We start from the raw sequence: 14,401 nt of genomic DNA, 5'->3' as shown, positions 1-14,401 counted from the left end.
TCGCGCAATTCGTAATCGTAGACTGCGCCGTCTCGCGTGTCGTACAGAAACATTCCCTCGCTTTCGTCCGAGGTCAGCGGAACCAAGTGCACTGGAAACCCGTAGCGGTCCCGTACGTAGTCGAGTGCGCCGGCACGATGCAGCGCAAGCGCGACATCGACCGTTACGGACGGAAGACCCTCTACGACGACAGCCTCTGCGAGCCGCTGTACCTATGGCTCAAGATCACCGGCCGGTGGCTCGCCCATGATGCAGGTATCCACGCCGGGCAGAAGCTCCGCGTTCACGTCGAACACGGCAAGCTCACCATCACCGCTTGCTGAACGCCGAGCTTCAACTCATCACACAGACGACAAGGATTGCTCACGCGGCCCTTGGTTCTTACTTCAGTCTATTCATACATTGTTGCGGCAACCACAATGTCCGCGAGAACCCTCCAATTCATCGCATCAAGCTTCACCTCATTAGCTATACCCATATTCTCGTAATAGCCGTCCATATCTTCAACCCAGGAAGCCATTGCCTCAAGATACGAATCAACAGTGTTATTTTCGATCGCCACCTCACTTCTTATTGATCTCACGAAGTCAGCCATAAAATCAATAAATTCTTCCCTTGTCTTGATTTCCGCCACTCTCTTTCTGTCAATCGTCATTTCACTCAACGGTCATTGGCTGACCATCCTCCATCTTCAAGCGGATAGATGTCCCACCATTCTTGGTACTCATCTTCCACACCTGGTTATCAACCTCGTCTTTTGATGCCATTTGATATGGCATGCACTTTCGTGCCAATTTGAATGCCAAGAGCCGCCTGTGATCGAGCGTCCACAGCTTCCCAGCGCCGTCCTTCCAAATCTTGGTCTTCAATATAACGATAACGGCGCTCCGCCAACGGCGCGGGCGCATTCGCGCGCTTCAGCGGGCGACCATTCGCGTCGCCATCCATCGACGTCACCGCCCCTGCTTCGTTCACCGCAAGCAGGCTGCCGCTCTGCTGGTCGTACTCATACCGCGGTACGGGACCGTGTCCGGTTTATATAACCTTCGGCCAATCAAGCATCTCGAAATTAAAAGCGGCCTATATTAAGTATCTAGCAGGCGATCCTCGAACACCCCAAAAATGTCAGCATTCGTTTCAAAAGCGAATGCCCTCACCTTGGTTCTGGCGAATGGAATTCTCTGAACGTTTAAACGTGCTACGCAAAGCGCGTGGCCTTACCCAGCAAACCCTTGCGGATGCGGCCGGGCTCGCCGTTCTGCAAATCCGGCGCTATGAAGGTGGGAACGCTCACCCGTCCCTGAACGTGATTCGCCGACTGGCAATCGCGCTAGGCGTCAGCGCTGACGCCATCGTCTTCGATCACGATGAGCGCGGACCTGACGACGACTTGCGGTATCAATTCGAGGCGGTATCGCGAATGCCCGCACATGCCCGTGAACTCGCGAAGGAGCTTCTCGATGCACTTATCATCAAGAATCAGGTAGCAGACAAGCGAAACAGTAAGCTGTAAACGAAGCGCGGGCCGTGAGTGCGCCAACACCCACGGACCGCTGACCACCACCAACTCACCCAAGGAGTTGATCATGGCTGACGCCAATCTTAAAGCACGTCCCCCCGTCACGGAACGCTTCATCACGATGCAGCGCAAGCGAGACATGGATCGTTACGGACGGAAAGCCCTCTACGACGACAGCCACTGCGAGCCGCTGTACCTGTGGCTCAGGATCGCGGGCCAATGGCTTGCCCACGATGCAGGCTTTCACGCCGGCCAGAAGCTCCGCGTTCACGTCGAACACGGCAAGCTCACCATCACCGCCACCTGAACGACGAGCTTCAACTCATTACACCAACAACAAGGGCCGCTCACGCGGCCCTTGTTGTCTAGTTGTTTGTCTTGATACGAAACGCTTCCTTCAGCGTTACTTCATCGTCCCAATCCCCATCTTCGAAACATCTAACAACCCTGCCGCTCAACGCTCCTTGCACCAGATTGCATAAATTCAGCGACCTAAAATTAACTTCCAGCCATAGCGACCGATCGCTCTCTTGAGTCAACCTAGCATCATATTCAGCCAATGTCTGTAGCGCCCGATCCTTCAGACAAACTTCCAGCGCCTCCGCCTTGACGCATGCGTCACTCGAATTCAACGAGTCCATGACATGCTGCGCTGAATCAGCATCGTCAAACACCAATCTATATTCGTAGCTCATGACCCGTGTGGCCTCCGTCGAACGGCTGGTAGCCCCTTCAGTCAACGTGTTTCAAGTGCGCATATAAGTCAACTCGACGATTATTGACAACGTAGAATCTGACATCACGGCCAATCGCATAGCAGTCACCGAATTGTCGAACCTCTTCGATTGACTTCGGATCTTCTACCTCCCCATATACACCGTCAACGTCCATGCACCATAAGTCCCCAAACCTCACTAGATGCACACCGGTACAAATCGAGTTCGGCTGATTCCCCTTCCAGCGCGCGTTAAACTCCACAATGTCTTTCACGACGATCGCAACGGTATCCCATTGATCTCCCGGTACTGAATGGTTCTTCGCGTAAAAAATGCCTTGAGCTGCAGGCGGCTCTCCTACTGGATAGAAGAAGCCGAACGACACAACAAGGCCATCGTCGAAATTGTGATAGTCGTTCAGCAGTTTGCTTACGTTTTCGGACATCTTAGCCTCTCATTGTCCAATTGGTGTTGCCGGTTTCATACCAGGCGGAATAGCCTTCCATTCAGCAGGAACATCCGCTGGCGGAATATGAGAAGCATTGGGACCATGCGCTGCCGCAAGACTGTCTACACTGCTTGGTGGATCAATCACGCGGGCGTGGCTGGAGCACGCACATCCGCCGTGATTTTTGAAATCCACCTGCCCAATTAGATCGACGCTTCCATCGTAGATAGAATTTTGCACGGTAACGTTGCCGTCGCATTGCTTTTCGTATAAATGGAATTCGGCGTGGCACCTGTGAGTGGTGGCTTGGCAATGCCTGACGTATGGCGACCACTGCCGACACCCAGCCCTAGCGGGTCGAACCACTGTATCGGATTGGGTGCGTACTGGTAAGCGTTGATGCCTCCAGCCAGCCTGATCGGGTCCTCGCTAACGAACCGACCGCTGCCCAGATCATAGTACCGCTACCGCTTATAGTGCGGCCCGTCTCACGATCGAAGTGCTGTCCCACAAACCGCAGCGGATTCGTGATCCCGGCCTTTCTCGCCGCTTCGCTGATCACCTCCCGCGCTTCACCCCACGCCTTGTTGTGCGCCGACCACGCGATCTCCCCCGCCTCGTCCGTCACCTCCTGCGGCGCGCCGATCTGATCACAATGGTACTACGCCAGCGTGTCGCCGTCCCACCTATGCAGCGTCAGGCCGTAACCGTGTTCCTGCGTCAGCCGCCGCCGCTCCGCGTCACGCCAGCAGCTGCCCGCGGTCACCAGATACGGCACTTGCGGCTCAGTCAACTTCGCGATGTGACGACCCAGCGCGTCATACACACTTCGCCTGCACGTGCCGGTCGCTCGCCGTCACCATCCGCCTCAGGCTGCTCCAGCCGAACACGATGCGCTCGCCATTGCGCATGCGCTCCTTCAGGTTGCCTTGTTCGTCGTACACATAGTTTCAGGATCTATCCCCTCTCAATGGCCAGCCTTAGGTCACTCAGCGCCCCGTCGAGATCGTGAGATACAGCATCATCCTTAGCCAGCCCATTTCCATCATTGATAAATCTCACCACTCCCATCTCAACTGAACCCAGAATCTCCGAAAATTTAAATGGCCCGAGCATAACTCCTTTCGAAGAAACACAAACCCCACCACCCTTCCAATACAAAGAAAATGAAAATGACGAGCCCACAGAAATAAACTCAACCTTCTTTTTATCCCCCAACTCCAACAAAGAATCAATCAAATTAACAATTGAGAGATAAATCATCATCCTCAATCTTTTATCTTTCTTCGAAGATATACAATCCCCACCATAAAAAATCTCCATCTCCCCGAGATCAAATCCAGACGGGGCCTCCCCACCAATTCTCTCAAAATTAAATTTAACCAATTTACTCACTCTCCACTGGAAATAGTGTAATTGTTCTGTTCTTATCATGAGAGTCAAAAGAACCCCTGACCCGAGCCCTCTTCCCACTCACCTTCCCCCTCTTTGCATAGGTTTGAATTCTGCGCTTCGGGTCAGATATTCGAGTTCCATTTTTCACCAAACACTCACACACACGCTGCAGCTCTTCACGGCTGGTTTCAGGTGGGAAGATATCTCCAGCACCTGATGAATGGGTTCCACTGATATGACGTTCATCAATATGCTGCCACCCCTCTTTGCTGTTCCCATCCTCAATGCGTGGTTTATGCTCCTTTCGACCGGACAACCCTAGTGGATCGATCCATTCAACCGGGTTTGACGCGTACTGATAGACATTTGGCCCGCCATTCAGTCCAATCGGGTCCTTCGAGATGAACCGCCCAACGTTCGGATCGTAGTACCGATGCCGGTTATAGTGCAGCCCCGTCTCCCCATCAACCTGCTGCCCCTGAAACCTCAGCAGATTCCGCGGCGTAATCCCCGCCGCCTTCGACACCCGCGCAATCACCTCCCGCGCTTCGCCCCACGCCTTGTACGAAGCCTCCCAAACCCATCGGCTTATACACAATTGTCGGCGTGACCGCCGGCACGTAACTTTTGCAATGTCTTGGCGGCGACATGAACCTCTTTGAGTCCGAGCCAGATGGCTTTCGCACCGGGTTCGCCGTCGCCCTTGCGGCCGAGGAATCCGCCCAGGCGCGCGATCAAGCGCAGCACCTCGTTGAGCTTGGGCTGGGCCGGCTGCTTGACGTCGGTGAGCAAATACGCGCCGCGAATTTCATCGGCATCGAAGAACAGTTCGGCATCGAGATCGGGGCAACTGCGGCCCAGGCGCATTAGATGGGTGATCCGCCACGCCACCACCAGAAACAGTGCCAACGCGCGCTCAAGTCGTTCAATCGTGCCCAATTGCAACGCCTCGACTCGGCAGCCGTTCTTCAGCACGTTGAACAAGATCTCGATTTCCCAGCGCGCCCGATACCAGTCGATCAGTTCAATCGCTTCCGGCAGCGTCGTGGCTTCGCGGTTGGTCAGCAAGCGCCATTCGATCGGCTTGACGCCGCTTGGTGCATCAAACTCACGCGCCACCAGACACGTGGCCGCTACGCTTTGACCAACACCTGCCGGCAGTTCGATGCGCCGCAACCATACGTGCTGACGCACTTGGCGCGCCTTCACGCCGTGACGCGAGCCCATCGTGAAGGCAATCTCGCCGAGCGGTGCGCCTTCTGTCGTCGCCGCCCACAGCTTCGCTGCCTCGGGCAGCGCACGGTCGTGGGTCGAGCGAATCAGCCAATCCGCCGGCGTGTCCAGCTCCTGCGCCCGCACCATCAGTGCGAGCATGTCCGCCTCGCGATCAGCGACGTACACCAGTCGCGTGTGCGGCAAGCTCGCTGCCGTTTCCGCCACCCGCTCGTAGCCCTCGATCCAGCGCAGGCTTTCCTTGAGGCCGCCGCGCTTGCCCTGCGCGTCCTTGGGCTCACGCGCCCACATCCACGCGTCAAGCACGCCCAGCGGCACCCGCTCGGGCGTCACCGCGTAGGTCGGATGCAAATACATCCCGCGCTGCGCCTCGTAAGACAGCGGTCCGAGGCCCATTGCCTGCCGGCCGTTGAAATCCAGTTCCGTGGTGTCCTGCAGGCACAGCACGACCGACTGGGCTGCCATGCGTTGCTCGGTCTGCCGCCAGTGCGGCTCCAGAATCGCTCCCCACTCGACCTCGTCGTTGTCGAAGAAGCGGTACGCCCCCATCGTCTCGCCCCAGCCCCGACACGCCTGCGGCACGCCGGCCGTCGGCTTGGCCGCCAATCGTTCCATCAATGTCCTCGCTCGCTTGTTCAAGCGCGCGTCGCCAAGGTCAAGGTCGGTAAATTCAGTTTCCGTCCAGTACGGTGCTTCCAGGGCCAAGGCGTTCACGCAAAAAGCGAGAGTAAACGCGACGCGCCGAAAGTTTACAAGCCCCGCGCGCTCTTATTGCTCGACGACGGTTTGTTCCGGCCTACGGTTGCGGAGGCCAGGCTTGTGTATAAGACGATGTCCCAAACCACCTCACCCAGTTCGTCAGTCATCAGCAGCGGCGTGCCGATCTGGTCACAGTGGTAATAGAACGCGTGCGCTTCGCCGACTCGCTCCGGCACGCGCTGCAGCGGATCTTCCTCCGGCGTGTATCGGTCCGCCTCCGTCCGTGCCGGCGTCTCAATCCCGGCGACCGGCGCACTCACGTACTGCGCCAGCGGCACGAATGAATCCGCCTCGTACACGTAATGGGTACTGCCTTGCGTTTCGCTCTCGTACGCCAGCCTGTCGCCATCCCAGCCGAACGTGGTCCGCTCGCCGTCCACCTCCTTGGCGATCCGCCGACCCAGCGCATCGTAGTAATACCGCGACGCACTCCTTCGCGACGCCTCTTCCACCCGCGCCGCCTGCAGCCGGTTAAACGCATCCCACTCGTAATGTTGCTCGCCCGCCGGAGACATTCGATGAACGAGGTTCCCGCGCGCGTCATACTCGAAACGCTGTCCGGCATACCGCTTCAACAGGTTGCCGAGCACCTTCGGCACCTCGGCCGGCAACGTGCTTTCCGGACGCACCGGACTCGAGCGTGTCGCAGTACGCGCAGTTTCCGGATGCCCCGGATCCACGATATTGCTCGCCGGATCGAACGCAAACCGCTCCTTGCCTGCCGGTCCGATTGATTCGATCAGCCGACCGACCGGATCGTAGCGATAGTCCGTCAGTCCCCGGCGGCTGTCCTCGATCTGCGTGAGTTGTCCCGACCCGTCGTAACGATAACGGCGCTCCGCCAACGGCGCGGGCGCATTCGCGCGCTGCACCGTCCGTTGCAACAATCGCCCTGCCGGGTCATACACGGAACGTTGATCGATCTTGCTCGCCAGCGTGCGCAACGTCTCCCGATGCAGATCATCCCGCTCGATCTGCACGAGCTCCTTGCCGTCCAGCATCATGCCGTGCACGTGTCCGGAGCCGTAAGTCAGCCAGTCGATCGTGTGATCATCCGGTCGAACCGTCCTGATCCGATTGCCGAGTTCGTCGTAATCGTGATGCCACACGAAACTCCTGCGCTCGCCAAATACGTCGTACGCGTGATGCTCACGCACCAGATTGCCTACCGGATCGAAGAACCGATGGATGCGACTGTGTCGATTGCTTGCTTCGATCAAGCGCCCTAAAGGATCGTCAGCGAAGCGCTCCTCTTGATCCTCAACCGAACGCCCATTGAGCCGACCGCCGCGGTCATGGGACATCCGCACGACCAGGCCAGCCTCATCGACCGATTCAAGACGGCTGCTCGCCTCGTCATATGCGTAGCGCGTCGCCTTTCCGTCGAAGTCGATCTCCTCGATCAACCTGCCGGCCGCGTCATATCGGAATGCATAAGTCGCATGATTCGGATCGGTCAGCGCGACAAGACGCCCCAGCCGGTCATAACGGTATGAAAGCACCTGACCAAGCGCATCGGTCCGGATGTTGATACGCCCCGCTGCGTCGTACCCGTAACGCGTCACTCGGCTCAACGGATCGGTACGAGTCAGCAGACGTCCCTCCGCGTCGTAGCTCAATTGTTCTCGGCCCGCCGGCGAGACCAGTTCGACCAATTGCCCGTTCACGCCATAGCGGAACGTCGTCGTACCGCCCGCCGGATCTTTCGTCGCGACCAGCCGGCCCTGTCCGTCATACGTCCATTGTGTCGTCTTGCCCGAGCAGTCGGTATAGCTCGTCAGCCGTCCGGCTTCGTCGTACTTCAACGACTTTGCGCCACCCTTCGCGTCCTTGATCTGCGTGACGAGCCCTTTGCCGTCGTACGCAAACTCTGTCTTGCGGCCAAGCGGATCGATCTGCGCGACCACGTTGCCCGCGTCGTCGTATTCGCGCAGCCATGGATGCCCGAGCGGATCGGTAACGCGAACGAGTTGAGCCTTCTCGTCGTATGCCATTTCGACTACGCTGCCGTCGGTACGCTGGTGGCACACGAAATTGCCACGCGCGTCATACGACAAGTGCTCGACAGTGCCGTCGCGATGGATGAACTGGACGAGATTGTCATTCGCATCGCGATACATCCATTCCTCGCTGCCATCGGGATGGATCACGCGGAACGAGAAACCCTTGACGTCGTAGTAGTGATGCGTGACGTTGCCGAGCGCATCGGTCACGCTGACCATCCGGAAGTCCGGATGCCACGCGAGCCGCACTTCGTCGCTGCCGTCGTCGGCGTATTCGCGAACGCATTTGGCCGTCGGGCCGGTGCCGCTCCATTCGAGATTGACGCCGCGGCCGGTCCGATCGGTGTAACGCGTGACGAGGTGGTCGCGATAACGGTATTCGCGCCGGTTGCCGTAGCGGTCGGCCGCGGCAATCAAATCGTTGTCGCGATCATATTCGTAGGTCGCGAGCGTGCCGAGGCGTTCGCCCTGAGCGTTATGGTGTGCGATTTCGATGATGCGTCCGTGCGCATCATGGCGAAACGCGACCTGCGCGTGCGGCGTGATCAGTCGATACAGCCGGCCCTGTTCGCCGTAATCGAGCGTGACCTGGTTGCCCGCGCGATCCTTGATGAACGCAAGGCGGAATACATTGCCATGCCGCTCGTACGCCTCGAGCAGCGTGTGTCCGCGCGTCAGCGTCAACCACCGATCGTCGAGACGCAGCAGCGTGAGGTCTTCGGCAAGATCGTCGTGGGCGCTGCCTGCGGCGAGCAGCGGATAGCCGAGACTGCGACCTTCCGCGTCGTGATAGACCAGCTTCGAACCGACGATATTGATGCGTGTCGTGTAAGGCGTGATCCAGCGCGCGCCAAGCTCGCCGCGCTCATCGTTCGCGCCGAAGAACGAGCGATAAGTACGCTGCCACGTAATCGGCAACGGACCATCGATCGTGAAATCGTCGTGAGCGATCCATTCATCACCAAACGCGAAGCCGATCGACCGCTTGGTTCGTTCAGGCGGGGTCTTCACCGGCGGGCATTTCCGCTTGCACTGCGCACCGCCCGGCAGTTGAGCTTCAGTCTGGTGATGCCGAGACCCTGAGGAGTCGCACGATGAAATGACGCCCCTCAGCTCAGCTCACCCAAGCCTCACATTATCCTCAATCCATTTCGAAACTTTCTTCTTCCCCAGAAACACCGCGGACTTGACAAGATCTTGAATTTCGCTCGAACTTATCGCAATTCCCTTCTTAAACAACATATCCAACTCAGAAATCGCAACATCTTCGCCCTCAAGACAATACAAGGCCTGCTTAATCGGCGTGAGACCATTTGACGCAACCGACAACATATTTGCACCGGAATCGATCAATCTCTCAACTCGCTCAACCTTTCCAAACTTCAACGCCGACGACAATGGCGTTATCCCGTTAATATCTGGATCATCAACCAAACCCCGACTCGAATACCACGAGAGCACTTTCTCAAAAATTTCCGAGCCATCCTCCAGAATCGCATCATGCAAAAGATTATGCCCGGTAAGCTCGTTTTTCTGCAGAAAATTCACCCCCCTTCCGTCGAGAAAGTCAAATATTTCTCGACTCCTCACAACATAGAAAAGTATCGGAACCCCCTCAAGAAACTCCCCTCTTTCAATTCTTGGCAGCAGCCTGGTTATTGGCGACAAGTTACCCGCCGCGAACTCATCGGCAGCCTCAAAAATATCAACAATAACTTCGTCATCCATCATCTATTACTCGCAATCGGTATATAAACAACACCAGGAGGAATCTCCACCTCCTTATTCGAATACCTATCCGCAGAATCCAATATCGGCCGAGCCTTAATTAGATTGCACTCACAATGACAATCCTTATCCGTGTAAGCCTTAAGCGAATTCTTTATGCCGCGTTGCAAATCCCGTATCTCTTTATAGTGACCACCAGGCACCGTAATTCCATGAGCGTGAGTATGCCCACCCAAAGCATCGTCCTTCGGGCTATATTTATCCATCTCCAACCTAAGAAGCGTTGTTTTCGTTTCTATTTTCGCGAGCAATGCATAACATAACGCCTTCTTTGCCGTCAGCCCCAATGGGTCGACCCAAACAGTCGAATTCGGTACATATCGATACGAGTTCAAGCCTCCTAGTATCCGAATCGGATCAGTTGAGATGAAGCGCGCGATGCGAGAGTCGTAATACCGATACCGGTTATAGTGCAGCCCGGTCTCAGCATCAACCTGCTGCCCCTGGAACCTCAACGGATTCCTCGGCACGATCCCCGCCGCCTTCGACGCCCGCGCAATCACCTCCCGCGCCTCGCCCCACGCCTTGTACGACGCCTCCCACACCACATCGCCATCGTCATCCGTCAGCAACTGCGGCGTACCGATCTGATCGCAGTGGTAGTAGAACAGCTTCGCATCTGCCCGACGCTCGGGCACCTTCTGCAGCGGATCCTCCTCCGGCACATAGCGATCGGTGCTATTCCACTCCGGCGTCGCAATTCCTTCCACCGGCATCGATACATACTGCGCGAGCGGCACAAACGTCCCCGGCTCGTAAATATAGTGCGTGCCGCGCTCGCCATCACTTTCGTACGCCAGCGTATCGCCATCCCAGCCGAACACCGTCCGCTCGCCGTTTACCTCCTTCGCGATCCGGCGGCCGAACGCATCATAGAAATACTGAGCCTGACTCTGCTGCGACGTCTCCGCCACGCGCGCGCGCAGCAGGCGGTTGAACTCGTCCCACTCGTATTCCTGCTCACCTGCCGGCGTGCGCTTGCGGATCAGATTCCCGCGAGCGTCATACTCGAAGTGCGTCCCCGCATACGCCTTCAGCAGATTGCCGAGTACCTTCGGCACTTCCGCCGGCAGCGTGCTCTCCGGCCTCATCGGACTGGAGCGCAACGCAGGCGCAGCTTGCTGCCGCACCGGATCGACGATGTTGTTCGCCGGATCGAACGCAAATCGCTCCTTCGCAACCGGGCTGATCGCCTCGATCAGTCGCCCGACCGGATCGTATCGATAATCGGTCCCACCCTTGCGGCTATCCTCGATACGCGATAGCTGCCCCACCGCATCGTAGCGATACCGCCGCTCGGACATCGGCGCGGGTGCCGTCGCCCGCTTGATCGTCTGCTGCAGCACCCGCCCGGCTGGGTCGTACATCGTGCGCTGTCCAACCTTGCTCGACAGCATCCGCACCGTCTCCCGATGCAGGTCGTCGCGCTCGATCTGTACGCGTTCCTCGCCGTCCAGCAGCATCCCGTGCACGTGCCCGGAACCGTACATCAGCCAGTCGATCGCGTGCCCGTCCGGCCGCACGGTTCGCCGCCGGTTGCCCAGTTCGTCGTATTCGTGATGCCAAACGTAACTGCGCTGCGTCCCGAATACGCTATACGCGTGATGCTCCCGGACAAGATTGCCGACCGGATCGAAGAAAAACTGCACGCGGCTATACCGATTCACCGCATCGATCAACCGCCCGCTCGGGTCGTACGCGAAACGTTCCTCGCTTTCGCCAGCCGCGCGCTTCATCAAGCGGCCACTCGCGTCGACATCAATTGACGTCACACTACCCGCTTCGTTAAGCGCAAGAAGGCTGCCGCTTTCCGGGTCATATTCGTAACGCGTCGATTTCCCGTCGAAGCCGATTTCCTCGATCATCCGCCCCGCCGGATCGTAATGAAACTGATACGTCGCGAAATTGGCATCCGTCAACGCAGTCAGCCGGCCCAGCCGGTCATAGCGATACGCAAGCGTCTGTCCCAATGCATCCGTGCGGCTCGCGATCCGGCCGGCCGCGTCATAGCTGTACCGCGTCGCCCGGTCAAGCTGATCGGTGTGCCGCAGCAACCTGCCTTCCGCGTCGTAATGCACGTGCTCGACGCCCGCCGGCGAACAAATCTCGGCGAGTTGCCCGTTCGAACCGTAGCGATAGCCGATCACCCCGCCCGCCGCATCCTTCGCCTCGATCACGCGGCCGATTTCGTCGTGCTGCCACTCGGTCTTCTTGCCCGAGCAATCCGTGTAGCTCGTCAGTTGTCCGGCGGAGTTGTATTCGAGCGTCTTCGATCCCCCCTTTGCATCGGTGATCTGCTTCGGCAACCCTTTATCGTTATAGCTGTACTTCGTCACCTGTTCGAGCGGATCGATCTCCTCGACGAGATTGCCCGAATCGTCATACTTGCGCTGCCACACATGCCCGTTCGGATCGACGACACGAATCATCTGATCTTTGTCGTTGTACTCCATCTGGACGACGCTACCATCCGGACGCTCGTGCCGCATCAAGTTGCCGCGCACGTCATAGTCCATCCGCTCGACGCTCCCGTCCGGCAGGATATGCAGCACGAGGTTGTGATGCTCGTCACGCCGGAACCATTCCTCGTTGCCGTCCGGATAGACGATCCGATTCACGTAGCCGTGGATGTTGTAGTAGTACCGCGTCATCTGCCCGAGCGCATCGGTCACGTAGGTCAGGCGGATGTTCGGATTCCATGCGAGGCGGATGTCGAGGCTTCCGTCGTCCGCGTATTCGCGTATGCACTTCGCGTTCGCGTTGTCGTCGGCGTTCGCGCCATCCCATTCGAGCGTCATCCCGCGCCCGGTGCGATCGGTGTAGCGAGTGACCAGATGCCGATAGTATTCATAGGTCCGCGCGTTGCCATGACGATCGATCGCCCGCACGAGATCGCCATCGGTGTCGTACTCATAGCGTGCAAGCGTCCGACGCTCGCCGCCTTCGAGCACCTGTTCGATCTGCACGATCCGGCCATCCCGGTCGTGCTCGAAAGCAAGCACGTTGCCGCTTGCATCGATCAGCCGCGCGAGGCGATCGAGCTTGTCGTAGTCGAGCGTGATCGTGTTGCCGGCACGGTCCTTCTGCATCGCGAGGCGGAACGCGTCGCCGCGGCGCTCGTACACGTGCAGCGCGTCATGGCCGTACGAAATCGTCACCCACGTATCGTCGAGGCGCGACAGCGTCAGGTTCTCCGAGAGGTCGTCGTACACCTCGCCGGCCGCCAGCGCGCGATATTCGACGCTGCGCCCTTCCGGATCGCGATAGAACCACTGGCCGCCCTTAATATCGATCCGGGTCGTGTACGGCGTAATCCAGCGCGCGCCGAGTTCGCCATTGTCATACGCGGACAACCGCGACCGGTATGTGCGCTCCCAGACAACCGGCAGCGCGGCCGGCAAGTCGAAATCTGCATGAGAGAACCGCTCGTCACCGAACGCGAAATCGATCGACGCGATCGACTCCCCGATCGCACAGGCATTGCAACCACTCTTCCCCGCCCCCTCCGCCGGCGCCTGCCCGGTGGTATTACCCAGCCCTTCCTGCCCTCGCGTCTTCTGCGCCTTACCCTTCCCTCCCGGCTGGACCTCCGTACTCTGCTCATGCAGCTTCCCGCGCGCCCGGGCCCGCCCAACGGCCTCGATCAGCTGCACGATGAGCCACATCATCTTGCCTTCCTCGCTGCCGGCAAGCGAGCGAATCGACGACGCAACCTTCGGCGCTTCCGTCAGCAGGAACGTGACAGTGCTGCGAAACGGCTCGAGCCACGCATTCGGCGCGAGTTTCGCGGCGGTGCCGGTCACCTTGTTGCCGACGCTCTTGCCAAGCGCCTTGTAGCCTTCCCATGCGAAGGCGATCCCGTCGCCGACCCGGCTCGTGCTGTACCACGGCCGCTTGTCGCCCATCTTCTTTGCCAGCTGCTCCGCGCGCTTCAGGTTGCCGCTGTTGTCGAACAGCTGGCCTTGCAGGGCCTTGTCCATCCCCTGCGCGATCGCGACCATCAGCTCTTCCGCCTTTGACGCGCAGCCGTTGAGCAGCTCAACGAGACCGGCCTTCAGCTTGTTGAGAAAATCCTCGATCTCGGTCGCACAGGTCGCGTTGATATGCGTGACGAGCACCGAAATGATCGCCGCGCCAAGATTGCTGCGCGTGATCAGCAACTGGTTGTGCACGAGCGCGAGCAGCGGGCGCGCCGACATCCGGAACGGCGCGAGCGTCGGCGGCAACGGAATGATGCCGATCAGGTTGATCGCCAGGCTCATGTAATCGAGCACCTGGCCGCCGCGCTTCTGGACGATCGCGGCGATATCGCCGAGCGCGTCGACCGCCGCCATGATGTTGCCGACGATCGGCACCGCGCCGGCAAACGTCTTCAGGTCCTCGAACGTGACGTGGTTGCCACTGATCTTGCGCAACCACGCATCGAAGCGGTTGCCGCCCTGCGCGACGTCCTTCGGTGAAATGTCGCTGAGCCAGGTAACGGCCTGTTCCTTTTCAGCGCCCGGTGGAAGTTGTTGAGCCATGTTGTTGTTCGTTCAAG

Annotated in this window: 12 protein-coding genes and 3 pseudogenes; 3 read left to right on the top strand and 12 right to left on the bottom strand. The window is 58.5% G+C overall.

The window, feature by feature from the left end; translation table 11 throughout:
* Window positions 1–137: 137 nt before the first annotated feature.
* Window positions 138–323, top strand: coding sequence for a SymE family type I addiction module toxin (locus WT26_RS05515; protein WP_063802372.1), 186 nt, complete (start codon window positions 138–140; stop codon window positions 321–323).
* Window positions 324–391: 68 nt separating this feature from the next.
* Here WT26_RS05515 and WT26_RS05510 read toward each other — a convergent pair whose 3' ends face one another.
* Together WT26_RS05510 and WT26_RS37125 are read right to left on the bottom strand one after the other, a co-directional pair.
* Entirely contained in the window at window positions 392–655 is a 264-nt protein-coding gene (locus WT26_RS05510; protein WP_059808492.1) for a DUF7660 family protein, read from the bottom strand.
* Between the two features lie 89 nt (window positions 656–744).
* Window positions 745–948: a hypothetical protein gene (locus WT26_RS37125; protein WP_155123065.1), complete on the bottom strand. Its 204-nt coding sequence runs from the start codon at window positions 946–948 to the stop codon at window positions 745–747.
* A 223-nt stretch (window positions 949–1,171) separates the two neighbouring features.
* Between WT26_RS37125 and WT26_RS35270 the strand changes: the two genes are divergently transcribed.
* Together WT26_RS35270 and WT26_RS05495 are read left to right on the top strand one after the other, a co-directional pair.
* Window positions 1,172–1,513 carry a helix-turn-helix domain-containing protein gene (locus tag WT26_RS35270; protein ID WP_080409491.1) on the top strand — a complete coding sequence of 114 codons (342 nt, stop codon included), beginning with the start codon at window positions 1,172–1,174 and terminating at the stop codon, window positions 1,511–1,513.
* Window positions 1,514–1,586: 73 nt separating this feature from the next.
* Window positions 1,587–1,826: a SymE family type I addiction module toxin gene (locus WT26_RS05495; protein ID WP_059958899.1), complete on the top strand. Its 240-nt coding sequence runs from the start codon at window positions 1,587–1,589 to the stop codon at window positions 1,824–1,826.
* A 58-nt stretch (window positions 1,827–1,884) separates the two neighbouring features.
* On the opposite strand, the gene WT26_RS05490 is transcribed toward WT26_RS05495, so the two are convergent.
* From WT26_RS05490 to WT26_RS05470, 10 genes and pseudogenes are all read right to left on the bottom strand, one after another.
* Window positions 1,885–2,214 carry a hypothetical protein gene (locus WT26_RS05490; protein WP_069272334.1) on the bottom strand — a complete coding sequence of 110 codons (330 nt, stop codon included), beginning with the start codon at window positions 2,212–2,214 and terminating at the stop codon, window positions 1,885–1,887.
* A 37-nt stretch (window positions 2,215–2,251) separates the two neighbouring features.
* Complete coding sequence (locus WT26_RS37120; RefSeq protein WP_155123064.1) at window positions 2,252–2,680, bottom strand: hypothetical protein; 429 nt, start codon at window positions 2,678–2,680, stop codon at window positions 2,252–2,254.
* A gap of 347 nt (window positions 2,681–3,027) precedes the next feature.
* Window positions 3,028–3,344: pseudogene (locus WT26_RS35265) on the bottom strand (RHS repeat domain-containing protein); the annotation flags it as partial.
* Between the two features lie 157 nt (window positions 3,345–3,501).
* Window positions 3,502–3,627: a hypothetical protein gene (locus WT26_RS38795; protein ID WP_257785662.1), complete on the bottom strand. Its 126-nt coding sequence runs from the start codon at window positions 3,625–3,627 to the stop codon at window positions 3,502–3,504.
* Between the two features lie 13 nt (window positions 3,628–3,640).
* On the bottom strand, window positions 3,641–4,156 hold the full coding sequence (locus WT26_RS37115; protein ID WP_155123063.1) for a hypothetical protein: 516 nt from the start codon (window positions 4,154–4,156) through the stop codon (window positions 3,641–3,643).
* Between the two features lie 229 nt (window positions 4,157–4,385).
* Window positions 4,386–4,658: pseudogene (locus WT26_RS39005) on the bottom strand (RHS repeat-associated core domain-containing protein); the annotation flags it as partial.
* A gap of 8 nt (window positions 4,659–4,666) precedes the next feature.
* Window positions 4,667–6,010, bottom strand: a complete 1,344-nt coding sequence (locus WT26_RS05485; protein WP_155123136.1) for an IS4 family transposase — start codon at window positions 6,008–6,010, stop codon at window positions 4,667–4,669.
* 134 nt (window positions 6,011–6,144) lie between these two features.
* Window positions 6,145–9,138: pseudogene (locus WT26_RS37940) on the bottom strand (DUF6531 domain-containing protein); the annotation flags it as partial.
* 54 nt (window positions 9,139–9,192) lie between these two features.
* The gene (locus WT26_RS05475; RefSeq protein ID WP_069269834.1) at window positions 9,193–9,804 is read right to left on the bottom strand and encodes a hypothetical protein; all 612 of its coding nucleotides are present in this window, start codon (window positions 9,802–9,804) and stop codon (window positions 9,193–9,195) included.
* The gene (locus WT26_RS05470) at window positions 9,801–14,384 is read right to left on the bottom strand and encodes an RHS repeat-associated core domain-containing protein (RefSeq protein WP_230461598.1); all 4,584 of its coding nucleotides are present in this window, start codon (window positions 14,382–14,384) and stop codon (window positions 9,801–9,803) included. The genes WT26_RS05475 and WT26_RS05470 overlap by 4 nt, the downstream gene beginning before the upstream one ends.
* Window positions 14,385–14,401 lie beyond the last annotated feature (17 nt).

It is taken from the genome of Burkholderia cepacia (genome assembly GCF_001718835.1).
GTDB lineage: Bacteria > Pseudomonadota > Gammaproteobacteria > Burkholderiales > Burkholderiaceae > Burkholderia > Burkholderia cepacia_F.
The sequence above is the reverse complement of the archived record's forward strand: the minus strand, read 5'-3'. Positions and strand labels throughout refer to the sequence as shown.

What these genes read in the sequence shown, in the direction of transcription:
- WT26_RS05470 (WP_230461598.1), bottom strand. Translation starts at nt 14,384, where the DNA reads ATGGCTCAACAACTTCCACCGGGCGCTGAAAAGGAACAGGCCGTTACC.
- WT26_RS05495 (WP_059958899.1), top strand. Translation starts at nt 1,587, where the DNA reads ATGGCTGACGCCAATCTTAAAGCACGTCCCCCCGTCACGGAACGCTTC.
- WT26_RS05475 (WP_069269834.1), bottom strand. Translation starts at nt 9,804, where the DNA reads ATGATGGATGACGAAGTTATTGTTGATATTTTTGAGGCTGCCGATGAG.
- WT26_RS37125 (WP_155123065.1), bottom strand. Translation starts at nt 948, where the DNA reads ATGGATGGCGACGCGAATGGTCGCCCGCTGAAGCGCGCGAATGCGCCC.
- WT26_RS05510 (WP_059808492.1), bottom strand. Translation starts at nt 655, where the DNA reads ATGACGATTGACAGAAAGAGAGTGGCGGAAATCAAGACAAGGGAAGAA.
- WT26_RS35270 (WP_080409491.1), top strand. Translation starts at nt 1,172, where the DNA reads ATGGAATTCTCTGAACGTTTAAACGTGCTACGCAAAGCGCGTGGCCTT.
- WT26_RS37120 (WP_155123064.1), bottom strand. Translation starts at nt 2,680, where the DNA reads ATGTCCGAAAACGTAAGCAAACTGCTGAACGACTATCACAATTTCGAC.
- WT26_RS05490 (WP_069272334.1), bottom strand. Translation starts at nt 2,214, where the DNA reads ATGAGCTACGAATATAGATTGGTGTTTGACGATGCTGATTCAGCGCAG.
- WT26_RS05515 (WP_063802372.1), top strand. Translation starts at nt 138, where the DNA reads ATGCAGCGCAAGCGCGACATCGACCGTTACGGACGGAAGACCCTCTAC.